Source organism: uncultured Pelagimonas sp., from assembly GCF_947498515.1.
GTDB lineage: Bacteria > Pseudomonadota > Alphaproteobacteria > Rhodobacterales > Rhodobacteraceae > Pelagimonas.
Genome location: NZ_CANMKO010000007.1, coordinates 1 through 18898 on the forward strand (window position 1 = coordinate 1; position 18898 = coordinate 18898).

At 56.2% G+C, this 18898-nt stretch carries 18 protein-coding genes; 6 read left to right on the forward strand and 12 right to left on the reverse strand.

The annotated features are described in order from the left end of the window. Positions 1-293: 293 nt before the first annotated feature. From Q1A43_RS13695 to Q1A43_RS13715, 5 genes are all read right to left on the reverse strand, one after another. A complete protein-coding gene (locus tag Q1A43_RS13695) occupies positions 294-2009 on the reverse strand; it encodes a capsule biosynthesis protein (RefSeq protein ID WP_299936051.1) in 1716 nt (571 codons plus the stop codon). Then, on the reverse strand, positions 1987-2646 hold the full coding sequence (locus Q1A43_RS13700) for an ATP-binding cassette domain-containing protein (protein ID WP_299926817.1): 660 nt from the start codon (positions 2644-2646) through the stop codon (positions 1987-1989). The genes Q1A43_RS13695 and Q1A43_RS13700 overlap by 23 nt, the downstream gene beginning before the upstream one ends. Before the next feature lie 153 nt (positions 2647-2799). Then, positions 2800-4083 carry a Na+/H+ antiporter NhaA gene (locus Q1A43_RS13705; protein WP_299926815.1) on the reverse strand — a complete coding sequence of 428 codons (1284 nt, stop codon included), beginning with the start codon at positions 4081-4083 and terminating at the stop codon, positions 2800-2802. A 161-nt stretch (positions 4084-4244) separates the two neighbouring features. Next, positions 4245-5270 (reverse strand): permease, encoded by a 1026-nt coding sequence (locus tag Q1A43_RS13710; protein WP_299936054.1) that lies wholly within the window; start codon positions 5268-5270, stop codon positions 4245-4247. After that, complete coding sequence (locus tag Q1A43_RS13715) at positions 5263-5607, reverse strand: metalloregulator ArsR/SmtB family transcription factor (RefSeq protein ID WP_299926809.1); 345 nt, start codon at positions 5605-5607, stop codon at positions 5263-5265. Before Q1A43_RS13715 ends, Q1A43_RS13710 begins: the two co-directional genes overlap by 8 nt. Before the next feature lie 100 nt (positions 5608-5707). On the opposite strand from Q1A43_RS13715, the gene Q1A43_RS13720 reads away from it, so the two are divergent. Then, the gene (locus Q1A43_RS13720) at positions 5708-6292 is read left to right on the forward strand and encodes a uracil-DNA glycosylase family protein (RefSeq protein ID WP_299936514.1); all 585 of its coding nucleotides are present in this window, start codon (positions 5708-5710) and stop codon (positions 6290-6292) included. Further along, complete coding sequence (locus tag Q1A43_RS13725) at positions 6285-7073, forward strand: SseB family protein (RefSeq protein ID WP_299936057.1); 789 nt, start codon at positions 6285-6287, stop codon at positions 7071-7073. Before Q1A43_RS13720 ends, Q1A43_RS13725 begins: the two co-directional genes overlap by 8 nt. Here Q1A43_RS13725 and Q1A43_RS13730 read toward each other — a convergent pair. The 6 genes from Q1A43_RS13730 to Q1A43_RS13755 are packed head-to-tail and all read right to left on the reverse strand — an operon-like array spanning position 7066 to position 13664. Beyond that, positions 7066-8070: a P1 family peptidase gene (locus Q1A43_RS13730; protein WP_299936515.1), complete on the reverse strand. Its 1005-nt coding sequence runs from the start codon at positions 8068-8070 to the stop codon at positions 7066-7068. The genes Q1A43_RS13725 and Q1A43_RS13730 overlap by 8 nt on opposite strands. A gap of 33 nt (positions 8071-8103) precedes the next feature. Continuing rightward, entirely contained in the window at positions 8104-8844 is a 741-nt protein-coding gene (locus Q1A43_RS13735) for an SDR family oxidoreductase (RefSeq protein WP_299936060.1), read from the reverse strand. A 9-nt stretch (positions 8845-8853) separates the two neighbouring features. Then, positions 8854-10296: an aldehyde dehydrogenase family protein gene (locus Q1A43_RS13740; protein ID WP_299936062.1), complete on the reverse strand. Its 1443-nt coding sequence runs from the start codon at positions 10294-10296 to the stop codon at positions 8854-8856. Continuing rightward, positions 10286-11911 carry a dipeptide ABC transporter ATP-binding protein gene (locus Q1A43_RS13745; protein WP_299936064.1) on the reverse strand — a complete coding sequence of 542 codons (1626 nt, stop codon included), beginning with the start codon at positions 11909-11911 and terminating at the stop codon, positions 10286-10288. The genes Q1A43_RS13740 and Q1A43_RS13745 overlap by 11 nt, the downstream gene beginning before the upstream one ends. Continuing rightward, a complete protein-coding gene (locus tag Q1A43_RS13750; protein WP_299936066.1) occupies positions 11908-12723 on the reverse strand; it encodes an ABC transporter permease in 816 nt (271 codons plus the stop codon). The genes Q1A43_RS13745 and Q1A43_RS13750 overlap by 4 nt, the downstream gene beginning before the upstream one ends. Continuing rightward, a complete protein-coding gene (locus tag Q1A43_RS13755) occupies positions 12720-13664 on the reverse strand; it encodes an ABC transporter permease (RefSeq protein ID WP_299936068.1) in 945 nt (314 codons plus the stop codon). The genes Q1A43_RS13750 and Q1A43_RS13755 overlap by 4 nt, the downstream gene beginning before the upstream one ends. 302 nt (positions 13665-13966) lie before the next feature. Between Q1A43_RS13755 and Q1A43_RS13760 the strand changes: the two genes are divergently transcribed. The 4 genes from Q1A43_RS13760 to Q1A43_RS13775 all read left to right on the forward strand — a co-directional run bounded on the left by Q1A43_RS13760 (position 13967) and on the right by Q1A43_RS13775 (position 18707). Continuing rightward, complete coding sequence (locus tag Q1A43_RS13760) at positions 13967-15451, forward strand: inorganic phosphate transporter (protein WP_299926789.1); 1485 nt, start codon at positions 13967-13969, stop codon at positions 15449-15451. 156 nt (positions 15452-15607) lie between these two features. Beyond that, positions 15608-17083: a DUF4153 domain-containing protein gene (locus Q1A43_RS13765; protein ID WP_299936069.1), complete on the forward strand. Its 1476-nt coding sequence runs from the start codon at positions 15608-15610 to the stop codon at positions 17081-17083. Next, complete coding sequence (locus tag Q1A43_RS13770) at positions 17080-17757, forward strand: response regulator transcription factor (RefSeq protein ID WP_299936071.1); 678 nt, start codon at positions 17080-17082, stop codon at positions 17755-17757. The genes Q1A43_RS13765 and Q1A43_RS13770 overlap by 4 nt, the downstream gene beginning before the upstream one ends. After that, the gene (locus tag Q1A43_RS13775; protein WP_299936073.1) at positions 17754-18707 is read left to right on the forward strand and encodes a HAMP domain-containing sensor histidine kinase; all 954 of its coding nucleotides are present in this window, start codon (positions 17754-17756) and stop codon (positions 18705-18707) included. The genes Q1A43_RS13770 and Q1A43_RS13775 overlap by 4 nt, the downstream gene beginning before the upstream one ends. Here the strand turns inward: Q1A43_RS13775 and Q1A43_RS13780 are convergent. Next, positions 18704-18898 carry a DUF2783 domain-containing protein gene (locus tag Q1A43_RS13780; RefSeq protein ID WP_299936076.1) on the reverse strand — a complete coding sequence of 65 codons (195 nt, stop codon included), beginning with the start codon at positions 18896-18898 and terminating at the stop codon, positions 18704-18706. The two genes, Q1A43_RS13775 and Q1A43_RS13780, sit on opposite strands and share 4 nt — an antisense overlap.

Below are 18898 nucleotides of genomic sequence, written 5' to 3' on the forward strand. Positions count from 1 at the left end.
ACTTCGTGCCCAAAATCCGAAAAACAGACGCCAGAAACCAGACCCACATAGCCCGTGCCGATCATTGCGATTTTCATGAGAGCTGCCCTTTGCCCAGATTGTTTGGGCTCAAATGGCCCGCTGGAACCCAATTTGTCAACGTTGCAGAGGCATAATTCAAAAGGCTTATCGACGCGAAAGAAAAACCCATACCAACCCCTGAAGCAACGAAGGGGGGTGGCGAGGTAAGCCTAAGCCGCCACACCAATAACTGGTGTAGCGGCTGTTTGTTTATTGACTAGGTGGCCAACAGCTTAGCTCGACACCTGTTCCCGCAAGATAGACGCGGTCAACGAAATCATCAGATAGATGCCACCGAAAATCAGAAATGCGAGAGCGGTGTTTTCGAACTTTCGAGGGTAGGCCGGGTCTTCAGAGGCGACCGGTTCGACCGACGTTGTCAAGTAACGCGCCTGTGTCGATGCTTCACGCCGCGCTTGCTCCAAAGTTTGGAGGGCTGTTTGCAACATGAGATCCCGAGTTGCCAAATCCGCTTGCGCCAGTTGGATTTGTGCCGCTTTTTCAGCCAAGGAGTTTTCGCCGGTTGTTGCGGAAACCATTCTGGCATTCAACTCTGCCAACAAGGCTTCCAATCGGCGAACATCCCCCCGGGCGCCATCTACCTTGGCGCGGTTTGGACGAGCATTGTCCAGAAGCGCCTGAAGTTGAAGGCTTTTCTCTTGCAACTGCAATTCGTAGGTATTGATTTGCGACCGCAGGGCGGCAATTTGCGCCTCGGGGTCAACAGCATTGGAATCTTGCTGTAAACGCACCAGCTTTTCTTGTGCATCGCGGCGCGAATTGTCCGCATCCAAAAGACCCTGTTCCGCATCCTGAACCGCATTCGACCGTTTTCGCAGCGATAGGTTGTCCACCCGTTCCTCAGCATAACCAATTAGGGCTTGACTGAAATCTGTTGCAACCTGAGGGTCGGCTGCCATGATTTCCATCCGGATCACTCCTTCGGTCGGATCAAACCCAATCTCCACGTGTCGCTTGTAAAGTTTGTAAGCTTCTTCGTTGGAAGGATTTTCTTCGAGACGTTGGATTGGATCAATGACTTCGTCGGTGAAATGCGATTTGAACCCCACATCCGCATCCAAACGCAACATTGCATCCTTGGATTGCAGGTAACTTTGCACCGCAATAGCGTCCTGTGCCGTCGCAAAGGGCGATCCGGCAAGGAAGCTAGGTTGAGCTCCGCCACCGTCGTTTTTCAGGATCAAAAACTCAGATTTGGTCGAATACATCGGTGTCGCCACAGCGTAAAAATAGTATCCGGCCAACAATGTCGGCAGCAAAACAAAGGCCGTCAGCCGTGTCAGCAAAAGCAACTGCTTTTTGCGGCGACGTGCAGCAAGTTCTTTTTGGATCTTCATGATCTCGATGGCGCGACGCTCGGCCGGATTTGCCATTTCAGTCGACGGCAATTGTTGTTTTTCCAACTGAACCGTTTGCGGCAACTGAACTTTTGCATCGGGTTTTTGGGGGGCTTGTTCGGCGTCTTCCGGTTTGACCAGCTCAAGCATATTTGTGCGTTGGAACGGGTCGATCCCTTTGACGCGTAGCAACCGAACAGCATCGAAATCAGACGTCGGGGCCAAACCGTGTTTTTGTGCAACCCGGCGGGCCATCCGCAATTGGCGTCCGGTCAACCCTTCGCGTCGAATGGCGTCTATATCCGTTTCGGACGCAACCTGAGCTGCTGACGCAACTTGGCCTGCCAGGTTGGGCTGCGGGGCTTGAGCCTGTGCTTGTGCCTGGGGCTGAACTTGTGGCTGGGTCGGGCGTGGCGGTTGAACAGTGACTTGTTCAGCAATCGCCTGAGCGGCTCCAACCCGTTGGCTAACGGCACGTGGCTGGGCCTGAGCCCGCTGCGGCGCAGCCTGCGGAGCGGCCTCTGCTGCCGGAGTTTCGGCCGCCGGTGAACGGCGGATACGGAACTTCTTAGCCTTGGGTTTCGTAGTCATAGAGCTGTTTCGCTTCTTCCAAGGTGTCAAACATATGCAATTTGCCGTCCATCAAAACGGCGGCCTTGCGGGCGAATTTTTCCAAAATCTTCGGTTGGTGCGATACGATGATGATCGTCGTCGTACGCAACCGTTCTGCCAGGATATCCCCAGCCTTTTGATTGAACTCCACATCCGTGGAATTCGGCATGCCTTCGTCGATCAGATAGATGTCGAAATCCAGCGCCAACATCAAAGAGAAGGTAAACCGAGACCGCATGCCTGAGGAGTAGGTGCCTATTGGTTGGTCAAAGTATTCCTTGAGCCCACAAAGCCACCGGCAGAAGGATTCAACATAGTCAGGGTCAAGCCCATACATACGGGCGATAAACCGGGCGTTTTCGCGTGCGGAAATTTTGGACACAACGCCGCCCATAAACCCCAATGGGAAGGATACACGGCAATTCCGACGCACTTCGCCTTCGTCAGGTTTTTCAAGGCCAGCCATCATTTTGATCAATGTGGTTTTGCCGGTGCCGTTTGGTGCCAGAATACCAAGAGATTCGCCGAGGTTCACACGGAAAGACGCGCGATCAAGGATAACCTTGCGCTGCGTACCAGTCCAAAAGGACTTGCTTACCATGTCAAATTCCAACATTTGGGTTGCCCCGGCTCTGCTCGTTACCACCCTTTTAGCGGGCTTTCCTTAGGTCTAGGTGCAGACTAGGGCCATATTATGACCAGAATTGGAAACAAAAACAACGCAGGCCCCAAATCGGGGCCTGCTTGCGCAACAATTCTACGTGGTTTTTTAGATGTCTTGCTTTTGCACGCGGGTCACTTTGCCCGCGATAATAGAAACAATCGCAGCCGCAAAGCTAAACAGCGCACCCATTTTCGCAGCATCCTGAACCGGTCCGGCATCGAATGCGACCGTGGCCACAAAGAGCGAGACGGTGAAACCGATCGCGGCCACACAGCCGATAACAACTAGGTCAATAATGCGCATACCTTGTGGGATGCCAAGCTTGAGCGGCACAGCAGCAAACCAACCAAACAGCAGGATACCCACGGGTTTACCGATCAGGAGACCGGCCAAAACCAACCAAGTCGCATCGCCCATCGACGACAACTCAACACCGGCGTTCAACAGGCCGAAGAAGAACAAGATGATCTCAACCGGGTGTTTGAGCGCGTGTTCAACCATGTTCAAGAGGTCGGTGAGATGCTCTTCGGCGGCGGCAAACATGCCAAAGGCGCGGTCGGCATGTGGCAACGTTGGGACAATCGGCAGTAGGCCCAATGCAGGATGCAAGCCGGACATCATAAAGCCGTACCAGCTCGCGCAAGCGGCAAGTAGGTATGGCCAGAATGAAAGGTTTTTGCGCACCCACGTAGATTTTGGGCGATCCTGATTGCCCCGGTCAAGACGACGCGGCAGCCAGTTGGCCAAAATGAATACGCCCACCGCAGCAAACAACGACAGGCCCAGCCATTCGGGGGCCAAATCGCCAGACGGGTAGAAAATCGCCAGAATGATCAAGCCAGCCGCGTCATCCGCAATCGCCAGCAACAGCAAAAAGCGAACCGCGGGGTGGCCCGCACCAAACACCAGTCGGCCAACCAGATAGCTAAATGCGATGTCTGTGGCGGTTGGGATCGCCCAGCCATTGGCAACAGCGTCATACGTGTCTGACCCCATGATTGCCGCGAGACCAAGATATACACCAATCGGGCCAAACATGCCGCCCGCCGTGGCAAACAGAGGCGTTGCCGCTCTCTTGCCGCGCAAGCTGCCGTTTTCGAGGATCACGGCCTCCCAGACTTCTTTTGCTGCAATGGCAAAGAAAAGCGCCATCAGGACGTCGTTCACCAGATAATGCAGGGTCAGCGTACGATGCCCGTCGTGCATATGCCCGATAGGTGCATGATCCCAAATCACAAATTCCACAAAGTGGTGGTAGGTATCGGCCCAGTAATGGGGTTGCCCCGCTACCGGTGCCAAAGCATCAAGGTTCGCCCAAACAAGGGCAATCAGCGCCCCGAAAATCAAGAGCAGTGAGTAGTTAGTCAGGAAGTTCCAGACGCGATACATGAGGTCTCCTCAAAGGCCGAATACCGTGGATTTCAAACGGATTTAACGGAATCTTGCCCTCAGGGCAACGCGAACAGAGTCTTTGGCACAACATTAATGCCGCCGTTCAGGCATTCTGAGCGGCGGCATTGGATGTCTTGGATAGATTTTGGGCAGTTAGGTTATGCGATTGCGCCCCAAGCCAAACCTGCAATAACCGACCCAACAAGTGCAAATCCAAGATAGGCGGCAAACACCTTGGGCTTGACCAACGCCCAGACCGCGATAGCAGCCGGAATGCAGCTAACCCCACCAGCGAGCATAAAGCTCATCGCCGCACCGGGTGCCATACCCATGGCCAGCAGCTCTTTAACCAAGGGAACGGCTGCGTATCCGTTCAAATAGGCCGGCATTCCAACGAAAGCTCCTAGCAAGATTGGCTGGATACCATCACCACCCAAGGTCTGAGCAACCAGAGACGCCGGGACATGGCGGATCATGATCGCCTCGATCAGGTAGGCCAAAGTTAGCCATTTAAACAAGAACAGCGCATTGGTTAGGGCCGTGCTACGAAAGGTTTCGATCCGAGCCAACTCTGTCCAAAACTTCCATTGTGGCTTGCCGGAGAATGGTTTTTTGACCCCGCAACATCCCCCAACTTGCGGTTTCTCGCGCAAGGGGTCGGTAAAGACGGCCGTGTTTTTCAACATCATGGTCCCCATCCCACCAAGCAGTCCGATACCAACGGCGGCAAACATTTTGGCGGTCGCAAACTCAAAGCCGAGGCCACCTGCGGTAATTGAGAACATCGCTGGGTCCATCAAGGGGGATGAAATCCAGAACGCCATGACCGCGCTCAGCGGGGCTCCGACAGCCAATAGCGCCGCGATGAAGGGAATGACTTCGCATGAGCAGAAGGGAGACAGCCCCCCCAAAAGCGCTGCAAGAAAGATCATGCGGGTTTCGCGCCCCTCAAAGGCCTTGGCCAAGAGGTTTTCCGCCCCGGTCGCCTTGAGATAAGCGACGGCCAGAACCGCAAACAAAATAAACGGCGCGGTGTTCAAAAGCGCCTTGGCCGTGAACTCAACAGTTGGCCAGAATTCATGCGATTCAAACAGGGCAACTGCCAGCAAAATAACAGCCGTTGCCAGCCAAGCCTTGGACAGTTTCGGCCAACGTGGCCCCTGAGATTGAGTGATATCAGCCATGACGATGATCCTTGTCAGGTTGGTCGCAATCAGCGCAGCACTGGCGCAACAAGTATTCCGAGAGCGCTTCGACCTCGGCGTAATCGGCCCCGGCGCATATTGTGCTGCGGCCCTTTTTCTCTTGTTTTACCAGCCCGGCGGCTGACAAAATTTTCAAATGGTGGGTCAAGGTCGACCCGGTGATCCCGGTCCGTTCGCCCAATTCGCCGATCGACAACCCATCCGGTCCGGCGCGCACCATTGTGTGCAACACTTGCAGGCGTTGTTCCGATCCAAGGGCCGCAAATTTGGACGCTGCGGTTTCGAGGGTGAGTGTGGGTGAGTCGATCATTTTCATATTTCTAGTTTTATCGAAATGACAGAATGGCGCAAGAGTTATTTCGATAAACCTCGAAATGACGGGTGCACAGACGCGGTTTTCCAGCTATTTCAGGGAAATGGATGACCTCTTGAACGATATTCGCGCCTGTTCACTCTGTGCTGATCGGTTTGCATTGACCGAAACAGGCCATTCTCCACGCCCGGTTTTGCAAGTATCCAGCCACGCCAAGATACTTGTTGCCGGGCAAGCACCGGGAATGAAGGTGCATCTATCCGGGCGACCATTCACCGACCCGTCGGGTGATCGGCTGCGCGATTGGATGGGGATCCATGAAGCGCGGTTTTATGATGCGTTGGAAATTGCCATCTTGCCGATGGGATTTTGCTTTCCCGGTTACCGAAAAGGATCGGACCTACCGCCTCCGGCGATATGCGCCAGAACATGGCGGCCGCAGGTACTCGAGGCCATGCCAAACGTTCAATTGACGTTGCTGATCGGAGGCTATGCACAGAAATGGCACTTGCCGGGTACGCAGGGCGTAAATGCCACCGTCGAGCGCTGGCGCGACTTTCTGCCCAACGCGATCCCCTTGCCCCATCCGTCCTGGCGCAATACCGCTTGGCTCAAACGCAATCCGTGGTTCGAGGCAGAGCTTTTGCCGGTTCTTCGCGCCCGCATCCAAGAGGTTCTGGATGACTGAAACTGTGATCGATACCGCCTACGCGGCGATGGACGCGGCCCCGCAAGACGATACCGCGCGGTTGCGGTTCTACGATGCTTTGGCAAGTGCTGAACTGTTCTTGATGCTCACCCAAGAACCAGAGGGCGATAGCATTTCACCCGAAGTGTTCGAGCTTCAGGATGCATCTTTTGTCTTGGTCTTTGATCGCGAAGACCGGATTTCACAATTTGCTGGTCGAGCGGTTCCTTATGCCGCCCTCCCCGGCCGGGCGTTGGCGCAAATGCTAAGCGGTCAAAACATCGGCTTGGCACTGAACCCCGAAGTCGCCCCTTCCGAATTTCTAATGCCGCCCGAGGCCTTGGAATGGCTATCCGGCACTTTGGATCATGGACCAGAAGAGCGCGAAGCACGCCCCGAACGCCTATCCGCGCCACGTGGCTTGCCCGACTCGTTGATCACCGCACTAGACGCAAAACTGGCAAGCGCGGCGGGGCTGGCCCGCACGGCCTATTTAGCCGCTGTGACTTATGACGATGGCTCCCAAGGGCATTTGTTGGGCGTAACCGGCTCGGTCCCCGAGGCCCAGCGCGCCCTTGCCGGGGCCGTGAACGAGGCGCTGGTGTTTTCCGGGCTTGAGGCGGGTGTGCTAGATGTCACCTTTGTCGATGACAGCGATATTTTGGCCGCTGAATTGGCGCGAGTCGCCTTGCGCTTTGACCTTCCTGAACCGCCGCAGCCGAAAAAGGTTGAACACGTCACCCCCGGTTCGGACCCAGATAGCCCTCCAATCCTTAAATAAGGCCAAGATCCTGTTTCAAGGTCGGCAAGGTATCACCGGATTCGGGCTGTGCCTCCCAAACTGCGCGGGAAATGGCGCGCGCCAAACATAGGCTGGCGGCATGACCAATCGCGGCAAGCTCAATGCCCGGATCATCCAGTTGGCGGGCTCCGGTTGACGCGGCAAAAACCAAATCTCCATCCATTGGAGTATGCGCGGGAACAATGGCCCGCGCCATTCCGTCATGGGCCGCAACCGCCATGCGGTGACATTGCGCCTTGTCCAGCGCGGCATCGGTGGCAACAATCGCGATAGTTGTGTTGCCGAGGCTGGCCATCGCCGGAACCTTGCGACTTGGCGGCAGGGTGAGCTCAGGTTTTGGGTCCACGCCCAGCCCACCGAATTCGCCATCCACCTCGAAAGCCGCGGCCCAGAAATGACGCCCGGACGGCGTGGTCACACTTCCCATCGGGTTAACCGCAACCAAGGCCCCAACTGTCACGCCACTTGGCAAGACAAGGCTGGCCGAGCCAAGACCCCCTTTGTGCATCGCCGTTTGCGCTCCGGCCCCGGCCCCAAATGTTCCAATCTCAAAATCCGTTTTGGCATCAACCAAAGCGGCCCGACCCAGCGCAGGATAAGGGTTTTCGCCCCAATCTTTGTCACCGCCATTCAGCAGGTCGAAAATGATCGCCGCCGGGACAATGGGCACTCGCGCCGACAAAACCGGAAATCCACGTCCCTGTTCATGCAACGCATCCATCACCCCCTGAGCCGAGGCAAGGCCAAAGGCGCTCCCCCCCGATAGAACCAAGGCATCCACACCGGGCGCAGATTTATCAGGGGCCAAAAGATCGGTTTCACGGGTGCCCGGCGCACCACCATGCACCGCGACCGAGGTGGTAAACGGCGCGCCTGACAGCAAAACAGTTGTGCCGCTCTTGAGGTCTGGGTCTTGGGCGTTTCCAACCTTGAGGCCAGGAATATCGGTGATCAAATTGCGTTGGCCGGGGGTCATCATATGCCTTTCATCGGGGCGTTCGAAATGTTGTTAAATGCAGCGTCCGCCGTCTACTTCCATACAAACACCGGTGACCATGCTTGCCTCGTCCGAACACAGGTAAAGCGCGGCGCTGGCAAGGTCTTCTGGGGTCGAAAACCGGCCCAACGGAATTGTCGACAGGAACTTCTCCCGTATTTCGGGCGTGTCCTCTCCCATGAAACTTTTGAGCAACGGCGTTTCGCCCGCAACCGGGTTCAAAGCGTTGACGCGAATGCCTTCGGGGGCCAATTCAACGGCCATTGTGCGGGTCGCGGTGATCATCCACCCCTTTGACGCGTTGTACCAATTGAGCCGGGGCCGCGGTGACACGCCCGCGGTCGAGGCAACGTTCAAAACCACACCGCCTCCTTGGGCTTTGAATTGCGGAATAAGCGCCTTGGCGGTGAGGTAAACCGATTTGCAATTCACTGCAAAAACCCTGTCAAAATCGTCTTCAGACACGTCCTCCAATGGCGTCGGCAAATGTGTGATTCCGGCATTGTTGACCAAGATATCAACCCCGCCCATTTCGGCGTTCGCCAAGGACACCATGTCTTTGACACTCGTGCCGCTGGCGACGTCGACGGTACACGCAATACCATCATTGTCGGCCACAAAACCTTGGGCCGCAGCCCCGTTGATATCGGCCACAACAACCTGTGCGCCCTCGGCCAAAAACCGTTTTGCAATCCCGGCACCAAACCCCGACGCCGCCCCTGTGACAATGGCGCGTTTCCCCTCAAGTCTCATCGCTCTCTCCTACCCATGGAACGCTGCAACGGTTTTCAAAGTCGAAAACCCATACAGCGCTTCAAATCCCTTTTCGCGCCCATGACCGGATTTCCCAATCCCGCCAAAGGGCAATTCGACCCCGCCACCGGCCCCATAATTGTTGATGAACACCTGACCCGACTTAAGCCGTTTCGCCAACCGCATTTGGCGTGCGCCGTCTTTGGTCCAGATGCTGGCAACAAGGCCATAATCGGTGCCATTGGCGATGGCGACGGCCTCGTCTTCGGTTTCAAACGGAATGATCACCTGCACCGGGCCAAAGATTTCCTGTTGCGCCAATCGGTGGTCCGGTTTGACGGGGCCAAACAGGCGGGCCGGAACATAGTGCCCCGGCGGCAGATCGGGCGAAATACTTGCCTCGGCCAAAACCGGCAAATCCGATGCGCCGTCCAAGAACGCCATCACGCGGTCGCGCTGCGTGGCGTTGATCAGCGGGCCGATGTCTGGGTCCGTGTTCGCCGGCCCAATTCGCTTGGCGCGATAGGCGTCCCCCATACGTGTTGCCACCTCATCAAATCGCGAACTATGCACCAGAATGCGCGCGGAGGCCGAACAGGTTTGCCCGGCGTTCTGGAGCCCCGCGTTCACGAGAAACGGCAAGGCCGCTTCAAGATCAGCATCTTCAAACACGATTTGCGGTGATTTCCCCCCAAGTTCCAGTGTGACCGGAACCACATTGGCCCCCGCCGCTTGTTGCACCATGGCCCCCGTTGCAACCGACCCGGTAAAGCTTAGATGTTGTACTCCCGGATGACCGGCAAGGGCCGCCCCCGCCTCGCGGCCAAGGCCCGGCACAACGTTCAACGCCCCTGCCGGAAGCCCGGCTTGTTCTGCCAGATAGGCAAACATCAAAGCGGTCAAACAGGCATCTTCGGCCGGTTTCAAAACACAGGCATTTCCCATCGCCAGAGCCGCCCCTACCGAGCGGCCAATGATCTGCATCGGGTAGTTCCACGGCACGATATGCCCCGTCACCCCATGCGGTTCGCGCAGGGTGTAGACGGTATAGCCATTGAGATAGGGAATGGTTTGGCCATGCAATTTGTCCACCGCACCGCCATAAAACTCGCAATAACGCGCAAGGGCCACGGCATCGGCACGCGCTTGGGTGGTAGGCTTGCCGACATCCAGCGATTCCAGTGTCGTCAAGAGCTCGACGTTTTCTAAAACCAACTGCCCCAAACGTGTCAAGACACGCCCCCGCTCTGCGGCAGTAAAGTCCCCCCAGTCGCCGTCCAATGCGTCCTGTGCCGCTTGCACCGCCAAATCAACTTCCGCCGCAGTGCCTTTGGCAATACGCGCCAAATCGGAGCCGTCAGACGGGTTTGTCAGCGCGAGAGTGTCAGACGGGTCTCGCCATTGCCCACCTATCAACAACTGGCTTGGATCAAAGGGAATGTCAGGCAGCATTTGGGTCTCCTAGCTCAGGCAATTGCGGTGCGGCGGCAATCAGGGATTGGGTGTAGGTGTGGGTCGGCGATTGGAAAATCTGTTCGGTTGCGCCCTGTTCAACGATCTCGCCTCGCTGCATCACCAAAACCCGATCGGTGATTGAGCGCACCACGCTAAGGTCATGCGAAATGAACAGATAGGCCAAGCCATATTGGCGGCACAGGCCCGCCATCAAATCAAGGATTTGCGCCCGTACCCGCACATCCAACGCCGAAACCGCTTCGTCAAAAACGATAAGCTTTGGCCGAATGATAAGAGCGCGGGCAATCGCGAGTCGCTGGCGCTGGCCGCCAGAAAAGGCGTGCGGGAACTTGTCGGCATCCTCCGGCGACAGGCCGACGTCACTTAACGCTTTGGCGATGGCACTATCCCGCGCCGCGCCGGTTGGCGGGTTTGGCAATAGGTGAAAGGGTTCGGTGATTAGGCGACGCACCCGATGGCGGGGGTTGAAGCTTCCGTAGGGGTCTTGAAACACCACCTGCACCTGACGTTGAACATCCGGATTGGGGTGGCCATGCGAAAAAACTGGTGTTCCGTCGAAAAGGATTGTCCCGGTTGTCGTTTCGCTTAGCCCCAGTATCGCCCGTGTTAGGGTCGATTTCCCACATCCCGATTCACCGACAAGGCCAACACGCTCCCCTTCTTGGAGCTCGAAACTCACATCCCGAACGGCCCGAAAAGCCGGACGTTTGGCAAAGGGATGCGGCCGGGGCAGCGGATAGTCACAAGACACCGATTGAACCTGCAACAACGCTGGGGCCTTGATCGGATCGGGCATATTGGCCTGATGGCGCGAGGCCTCGAACAGGTCGCGTGTGTAGGGGTGGGTCATATTGGCGAACAATTGCCGCGTCGGGGCCTGTTCGACAATTTCACCCGATTTCATAACGGCGATTTTGTCTGCCATGTCGGACACAACGGCAAGGTCATGGGTAATCATCATCACGGCCATGCCCTCGGTCTGGCTAAGATCACGCAACAGATCAAGGATTTGCGCCTGAGTTGTGACATCAAGCGCGGTGGTCGGTTCATCAGCAATCAAAAGTCGGGGACGTAGGGCGATTGCCATGGCGATCACGACCCGCTGACGCTGACCGCCCGACAATTCGTGCGGATAGCGGCCAAGCGGGAACCGGTCTTGGGGCAAACCAACGCGGGTTAGCACCTCGGCCGCGCGCGCCAATGCATCGGACCGCGAGGCTTTGGTGTGGACACGGATCGTTTCAGCCACCTGATCCCCGATGGTGCGCACCGGGTTCAAGGCGGTCATTGGTTCTTGAAACACCATGCCAATGTCGCGACCACGAATGTCGCACATTTCGGTTTCGCTCAGGGTCAACAGGTCTTGCCCGTCCATCCGAATGCCGCCATCCACGTCTACTTGGTTGGGCAACAACCCCATGACAGCCAAGGCTGTCATGGATTTTCCAGAGCCAGATTCGCCGGTTAGGGCGACAATCTCTCCTGCGGAAATCTGTATTGAAATCTGATCCAGAAGAGTTTTGCTGTGGATCGAAGCCGACAGAGTATCGATCTCTAGCAATGGCTGAGTTTCGGTTGTTGTACGTTTCACGCCCGCCTCACTTGCAAACGGGGGTCAAGCGCGTCACGCAGCCCGTCACCCAAAAGGTTCAGGCCCAAAACCATCAGAACAATTGCCATACCCGGGACAATGGCCACATGCGGAGCGAGTGAAACCATAGTTTGCGCATCCGCCAACATCCGCCCCCAAGACGGCAAGGGCGGTTGCGCCCCGAGGCCGACATAAGACAGGCCCGCTTCGGCCAAGATGCCGAGCGAAAACTGGATCGTACCTTGCACAATCAACAGGTTCGCAATGTTTGGGAGGATGTGTTCGACACTAATTCGGGTCGCAGATTTGCCCGCCGTGCGCGCTGCTAGAATAAACTCGCGCTGCCAGAGGCTAAGCGCCGCCCCACGCGACAAGCGCGCAAAAACCGGGATGTTAAAAACCCCAATGGCGATGATTGCGTTTATCGCACCGGCCCCGAAAACCGCCGTAATCAGGATGGCTATGACCAGCGATGGAAAGGCAAAAATCAAATCGTTGAGGCGCGAAATCAACTCGTCCAACATTCCACCCTGCGCCGCCGCTGCGGCCAACCCTAGCGGTACGCCAAAGCCCATGCCGATACCAACCGCAACCAAGGCAACAGCTATTGACGTGCGCGCGCCGACCATGACCATCGACAAAAGATCACGCCCAAAGTGGTCTGTCCCAAGCCAATTCACCGCGTCTGGGGGCTGCAGCCGCGCCGAAATATTCATCGATTCCGTGTTTTCCGGTGTCCAGACAAAGGACACGCAGGCCGCTGCGATAAAGAGGCACGTGAGGACGAGACCGACAATCAGGTTTCTATTCATGCCGATCGCCTCAACCTTGGGTCAGCCAGCGCGTAAGTTAGGTCGACAATAAAATTGACAGTGATCACGGCAAAGACCAACAACATGACGACGCTTTCTACGACGATCAAATCACGCTGCGAGATGCTTTGGAACACCAGACGCCCGAGGCCGGGCAGATAGAACACCTGTTCAATAATAATCGCACCGGCCAAAAGGAACGAAAACTGTAGGCCAATGATGGTCAGAACCGGAATTAGCGCATTTCGCAACCCGTGCCGCCAAAGCGCCTGACGGCGTGTAAGTCCTTTGGCACGGGCGGTGCGCATAAAATCTTCGCCCAGAATATCGATCAAAGACGACCGCATCACTCGGGTTAGGATCGCGGCCTGGGGCAAGGCCAAGGCGACGGCGGGCAAGGTCAGCGCAATGAGCGCTTTGACCGGATTATCCCAACCGGGAAACCCGCCCGACGGAAACCAGCGCAATTTGATGGCAAACAAGGCGACAAGCAGCATCGCAAACCAGAAATTCGGGATGGCGACGCCAAGCTGTGTGGCCGTCATGACCCCGGCATCCGCCATCTTGCCGCGGCGAGATGCGGCAAGAACCCCGGCCGGAATCGCAATGATCGTGGAAAGGCACAACGCCATGATTGCGAGCGGCAAGGAAATCCATAAGCGATCCGCCACCATATCGGACACGGGGCTGCGGTAAGTGTAGGAGGTGCCAAAATCACCAACCAACATTCCGCCGACCCAGTTCAGATAACGTTGGTGTTTTGGAACATCGAGCCCAAGCTCGGAGCGCAACGCCGCGATAGTATCGGGTTGGGCGTTTATCCCTAACATATAGCTCGCGGGATCGCCCGGTGCGACTTCGACGACCAGAAAAATCACCAAAGATGCGATAGCAAGGCTGAGGCAGAGTGCAATCAGGCGTTTGGTCAAATAGGCAAACATAGGCGCACGTTAGGCATGCAATCCTCGTTGGTCCAGCGCTTGTTTGACCAATTGGAAAGAGGGTCATGCGCGCTTAGATCGATTCGCCAAAGCAGACGCGCTGGCTATCGCGACGCACTCTCAGGTCGCGCCATGATCCGCCTCAATCCCGCTCCGATTGATCTATGATTGTTGCAATAAATTGACAGTGACATTTTGCCTGCCAACAAGTTCCGCGACACACGTGTCAACTGTTGATTTGAAGGTCCAAGCAGACTACCGAACGTAACAAACACGTAACTGATTTGTGACGGTGGGGTGCCATGACACAGAACAACTTCGACCCGGACCATCTCGATACGCTTGATCGCGATCTTGGCCGGTTTTCCACCATGGAAAAGGCCACGGCTTATGTCGGTCGCCCTATGGTTGGCCCTGGCATTGCAGCAATCTTTATCGTGATTGCTGGCTTCCTTGCCATGCTGCTTTTCGGTGAATCCGATAACACAATGGTTGTGGTGATCGCCGCCGGGTTTGGGGCCTATATGGCGCTAAACATTGGTGCAAACGACGTGGCCAATAACATGGGTCCGGCGGTTGGCGCGAATGCTCTGACCTTGGGTGGTGCCATCGCAATTGCGGCAATTTTCGAAAGCGCCGGTGCGCTTTTGGCCGGTGGAGACGTGGTGAAAACCATCGCCAAGGGCATCATCGCCCCGGAAAGCATGCAAACATCTGAGGTCTTCATCTGGGCAATGCTTGCGGCTCTGCTGTCCTCGGCGCTTTGGGTGAACTTAGCCACTTGGGTCGGCGCACCAGTATCAACAACCCATTCGGTGGTTGGTGGTGTTATGGGGGCCGGGATTGCGGCTGCCGGATTTGGATCTGTTGAGTGGGCCACCATGGGCAAGATCGCCGCAAGTTGGGTGATCTCCCCCGCTTTGGGCGGACTGATTGCCGCCGGGTTCCTTTGGTTCATCAAAGCAAAGATCGTTTACCAGGACGACAAAATTGCCCAAGCCCGCAAATGGGTGCCGGTTTTGGTTGGTATTATGGCCGGTGCGTTTGCATCATACCTTGCGCTCAAAGGCCTGAAAAAAATCATCAAGATTGATCTCCCGACTGCCATCATGATTGGCGGCGCGGTGGGTGTTGGCATCTGGCTGGCGATGATCCCGATCATCCGCAAGCAATCTGTTGGCCTTGAAAACCGCAACAAATCGCTCAAGGTTCTGTTTGGCATCCCGCTGGTGGTTTCCGCCGCGTTGCTAAGCTTTGCACATGGTGCCAATGACGTTGCAAACGCCGTTGGCCCATTGGCCGCGATTGTTCAGGCCTCGGGCACCGGTGATTTCACCGCCGCGATTTCGATCCCAAGCTGGGTTATGATTATCGGCGCCTTTGGTATCTCGTTCGGGTTGTTCCTGTTCGGCCCCAAGTTGATCCGAATGGTCGGCAGCCAAATCACCAAGCTGAATCCAATGCGCGCCTATTGCGTGGCTTTGTCCGCTGCGATCACTGTAATCGTCGCCAGCTGGCTGGGCCTACCGGTTAGCTCGACCCATATCGCCGTTGGCGGTGTGTTCGGTGTCGGGTTCTTCCGCGAATGGGATTCCGAGCGTCGTTTGCGCAAGGCTCGTCTGGCTGTGCCGGATCGCCCGGCCCTGACGTCGCAAGAACGCCGTCGTCGCAAACTGGTGCGCCGCTCGCACTTCATGACAATCATCGCCGCCTGGATCATCACCGTGCCTGCTGCGGCTCTGCTTTCGGCTGTGATCTTTTTGACGATACAAGCCTTTTCCGGCTAAACAGCCTTTAACAAAATGAACAAGCGCCGTTTGGACCCTCCAAGCGGCGCTTTTCTTTGGCAAAATTAGCTGTCTGCACAAAACCTGCACAACTCCCCATCCGGAACTGCACGCTCAATCCCGCACAACCCCTCTTAACAAAAGAGGGACAAATCAATGACACCAACATTCGAACGCCGCGGCTTGCCCAATGCACTTGCCAGAGATGCCTGGTGGTTCAGCGACGACCAAACCCCGCCGCCCCCAGATACCGACCACGAACGCCGCGACACTGCTTTGCCCAAATCGCTTGCCCTTTTGCTGGTCGTCGCGCTTGCGGACAGATTGTTTTGGGAGGTCGAGGTCGGCATATCCCTCGCATTGTTCACCATAGCTTTGTTTTTTGTCGCGACTGCCGACATCCGCCCACGATCACGCCTTGTTCGCCCAGCAATTTTGTTGCTGATCGGCAGCTTGCCAATCATCGAATATGTCCAGCTACTCTCATGCCTCTTTTTGGTGCTCAGCTTTGCTCTGGCCTTGGTGTGGGCACGCAGCGAAACTCCCTCCTCGCTTGATATGATTGAGGGGGTTTGGACACTGTTTGCCAGCTACTTTGAAAAAGTCGCCCGCTCATTGGTGTATGCCGTCCAGCTTAAAACCCTGTCTCCCACCCCGAATTTGGCTCAAATACTGCGCTCTTGGGGGTTTCCGGTTGGTGGGGCGTTGGTGTTTGGCGGGCTTCTTTTGATGGCAAATCCAATCCTGCTTCAGGCTATATCCATCGACATTCAGTTCGGCGATTTGATGGCCCGGGGCATGTTCTGGTTGGGCGTTGCGGTTCTATTTGCCCCCTTTTTAGTTGCTGACACCACTATTGTTCCCATGCCTAATGTGCGCGTATCCGCCGAAATCCGGGAGGCAAATCTATTTGGCCTGACCAAAACCTCCTGTCTTCGGGCACTTTGGATGTTCAACACCGTCATTGGCGTTCAAACCGCCATGGACCTTGGCATTTTTGTCGGTGGCGCGTCGCTTCCCGATAGCATGAGTTATGCAAGCTATGCGCATCGCGGATCTTATCCGTTATTGGCCACCGCCCTGCTTGCGGGTGGCTTCGCCCTTTTGGCGCGGCCCTTTTTAGGCGAACATCGCGCATTGAAACCGCTCATGTATCTGTGGTTGGCACAAAATATCCTGCTGTGCCTGTCTGCGATGCTGCGCCTTGATCTCTATGTCGGGGCCTATGGCCTGACGTACCTGCGCATCTATGCAATGATTTGGATCGGATTGGTTGCTGTTGGCCTCACTTTGGTTGCGTGGCAAGCCCGCTGCGACAAAACCAATGTTTGGCTTTTCACCCGCTGGGGTGGTCTGGCAACTGCTGTCTTATTCACATGCTGTTTCGTTAACTTTGCCGATCATATCGTTCATCAGAACCTGACAATGGCAAAGCCCGACTTCGACTACATCTGTACCTTGAACCCAACTGCCCGCGGGGCCTTGGGGCATCCGGACGCGAATGGTTTACCCAGCTATTGCCCGATCAACCGCTTGAACACACTGGACAACTGGCAGGAATGGGGCTTTCGCAATTGGCGCTCTGGTCTCTATGATAACAGCAATCAGGTCTTGGCGGAGAAATTGAAATGAACATCCTTGTGGTGGATGATGATGCCCGGTTGCGCGATTTGGTGCGTATCGCGTTGGAACGCGCTGGGTACCAGGTTTTGACCGCCTCTGATGGGCGATCGGCGCTCACCCACGTGGCCCGTGAAAACCCCGACCTGATCGTACTTGATATCGGACTGCCAGAATTGGACGGGTTTGAGGTCTGTCGCAAAATCCGTGCCACGTCCCAAGTTCCGATCCTGTTTCTAACCGCGCGGGATGACGAAATTGACCGGATTTTGGGTTTGGAGCTTGGGGCTGATGACTATGTCACTAAACCCTTTAGCCCCCGCGAATTGGTCGCCCGCGTCCGTGCCATTCTAAAGCGCAGCAATGGTGCCGGTGTGCCTTTGACGACGTCTAAACATGGGCTCATCACATTGGACCGCGCCGCCCGTCATTGTGCCGTCGGCACTCAAGAGGTCGCTTTAACCGCCACCGAGTTTTCGCTACTGGATCAATTCTTGCGGGCCCCGGCGCAACTCATGTCGCGCAATCAGCTGATCACCGCAATCTGGGGCGCAAGAAGCGATGTTTCGGACCGGACCCTCGACAGTCACCTCCGCAATCTGCGGCGCAAGCTAAGCGATGCAGGCTGCCAAAATGCACTGGAAACCGTGCATGGGCAGGGCATTCGCCTTGGGGCGTGTTCATGACCGGCAAGTGGCGGCCAAGCCTTGGCTTTGTGATCGGCGGAGCGTTGACGGGAACGCTTGTTTTGTCGCTGATCGGGCTGGTGGCCCTACGCTACCTTGGGCCAGAAATCGGCTTTCGTCAGGCTGCCGTGGTTTTAGCCATCCTGATCGCCATCATCACCGCCGTGCCCGGATGGCTTTTGGTACGCCTCTTGGTGCGCCCGATTTATGAGCTAGAATCATACGCCAAAGGGCAGGAAGCCGGGCAAAACCCTCCCGCGCCCCAGCATTTTGGCACCAAGGAAATTGATGCAACGGCGCGTGGCGTTATCACCATGGCCGAGGCCCTGCGCGACCGTGAGACCACCATTCGCGCCTATACCGATCACGTCACGCATGAGTTAAAAACACCCGTTTCGGCCATTCGTGCGGCGACGGAGTTGCTAGAAGACAACCCTAATCTAAGCAGCGAGGACCGGGTGTTGGTGGCGCAAATTGATGGCGCTCGACGACAGTTGGAATTGCAACTCTCCGCCCTACGAAACGCCGCCCAAGCACGCGAAACACGCTATTTGGGTCACTGCACCCTAGAGGATCTGGCCGAGGATTTGCATGCACAAAACCCGAAAATGGCGATAAAGATAACCGGCGGGGATACCGCCTTGCCCATAGCACCCGAAGGTTTGCACATCGTTCTGACCCAGCTGCTCGGCAATGCACAAGAGCATGGTGCCGACAAAGTTACCCTCGTCGCAGATCGAAACTATGTATTGGTAGAGGACAACGGCCAAGGCGTGTCGAAAGGCAACGCGTCGCGGATATTTGAGCCGTTCTTTACCACCAAAAGGGACAGCGGCGGCACCGGCATGGGCCTTTCGGTGGCCCGCAACATTTTGCAGGCCCATCGTGGCGATTTACATCTTGAACCAAACCCCAACGGCGCCCGGTTCAAGATTACATTTGGTGGCTAGCCAGTTTTCTGAGCGATTTCCATGGCTTCGTCCAAGACCGATCTATCGCCGATATGATTGGCCAAGACCAAGATCAAACGCGCGTTTAGTGCCGCGCTGTCGTCGTCCGACAACCCATCATGCATGTCGATGAGTTTGGCGTAAAACCCATCCGGGTCGGTGATATTCGGCGTGGTTGTGACTGTGCTCAT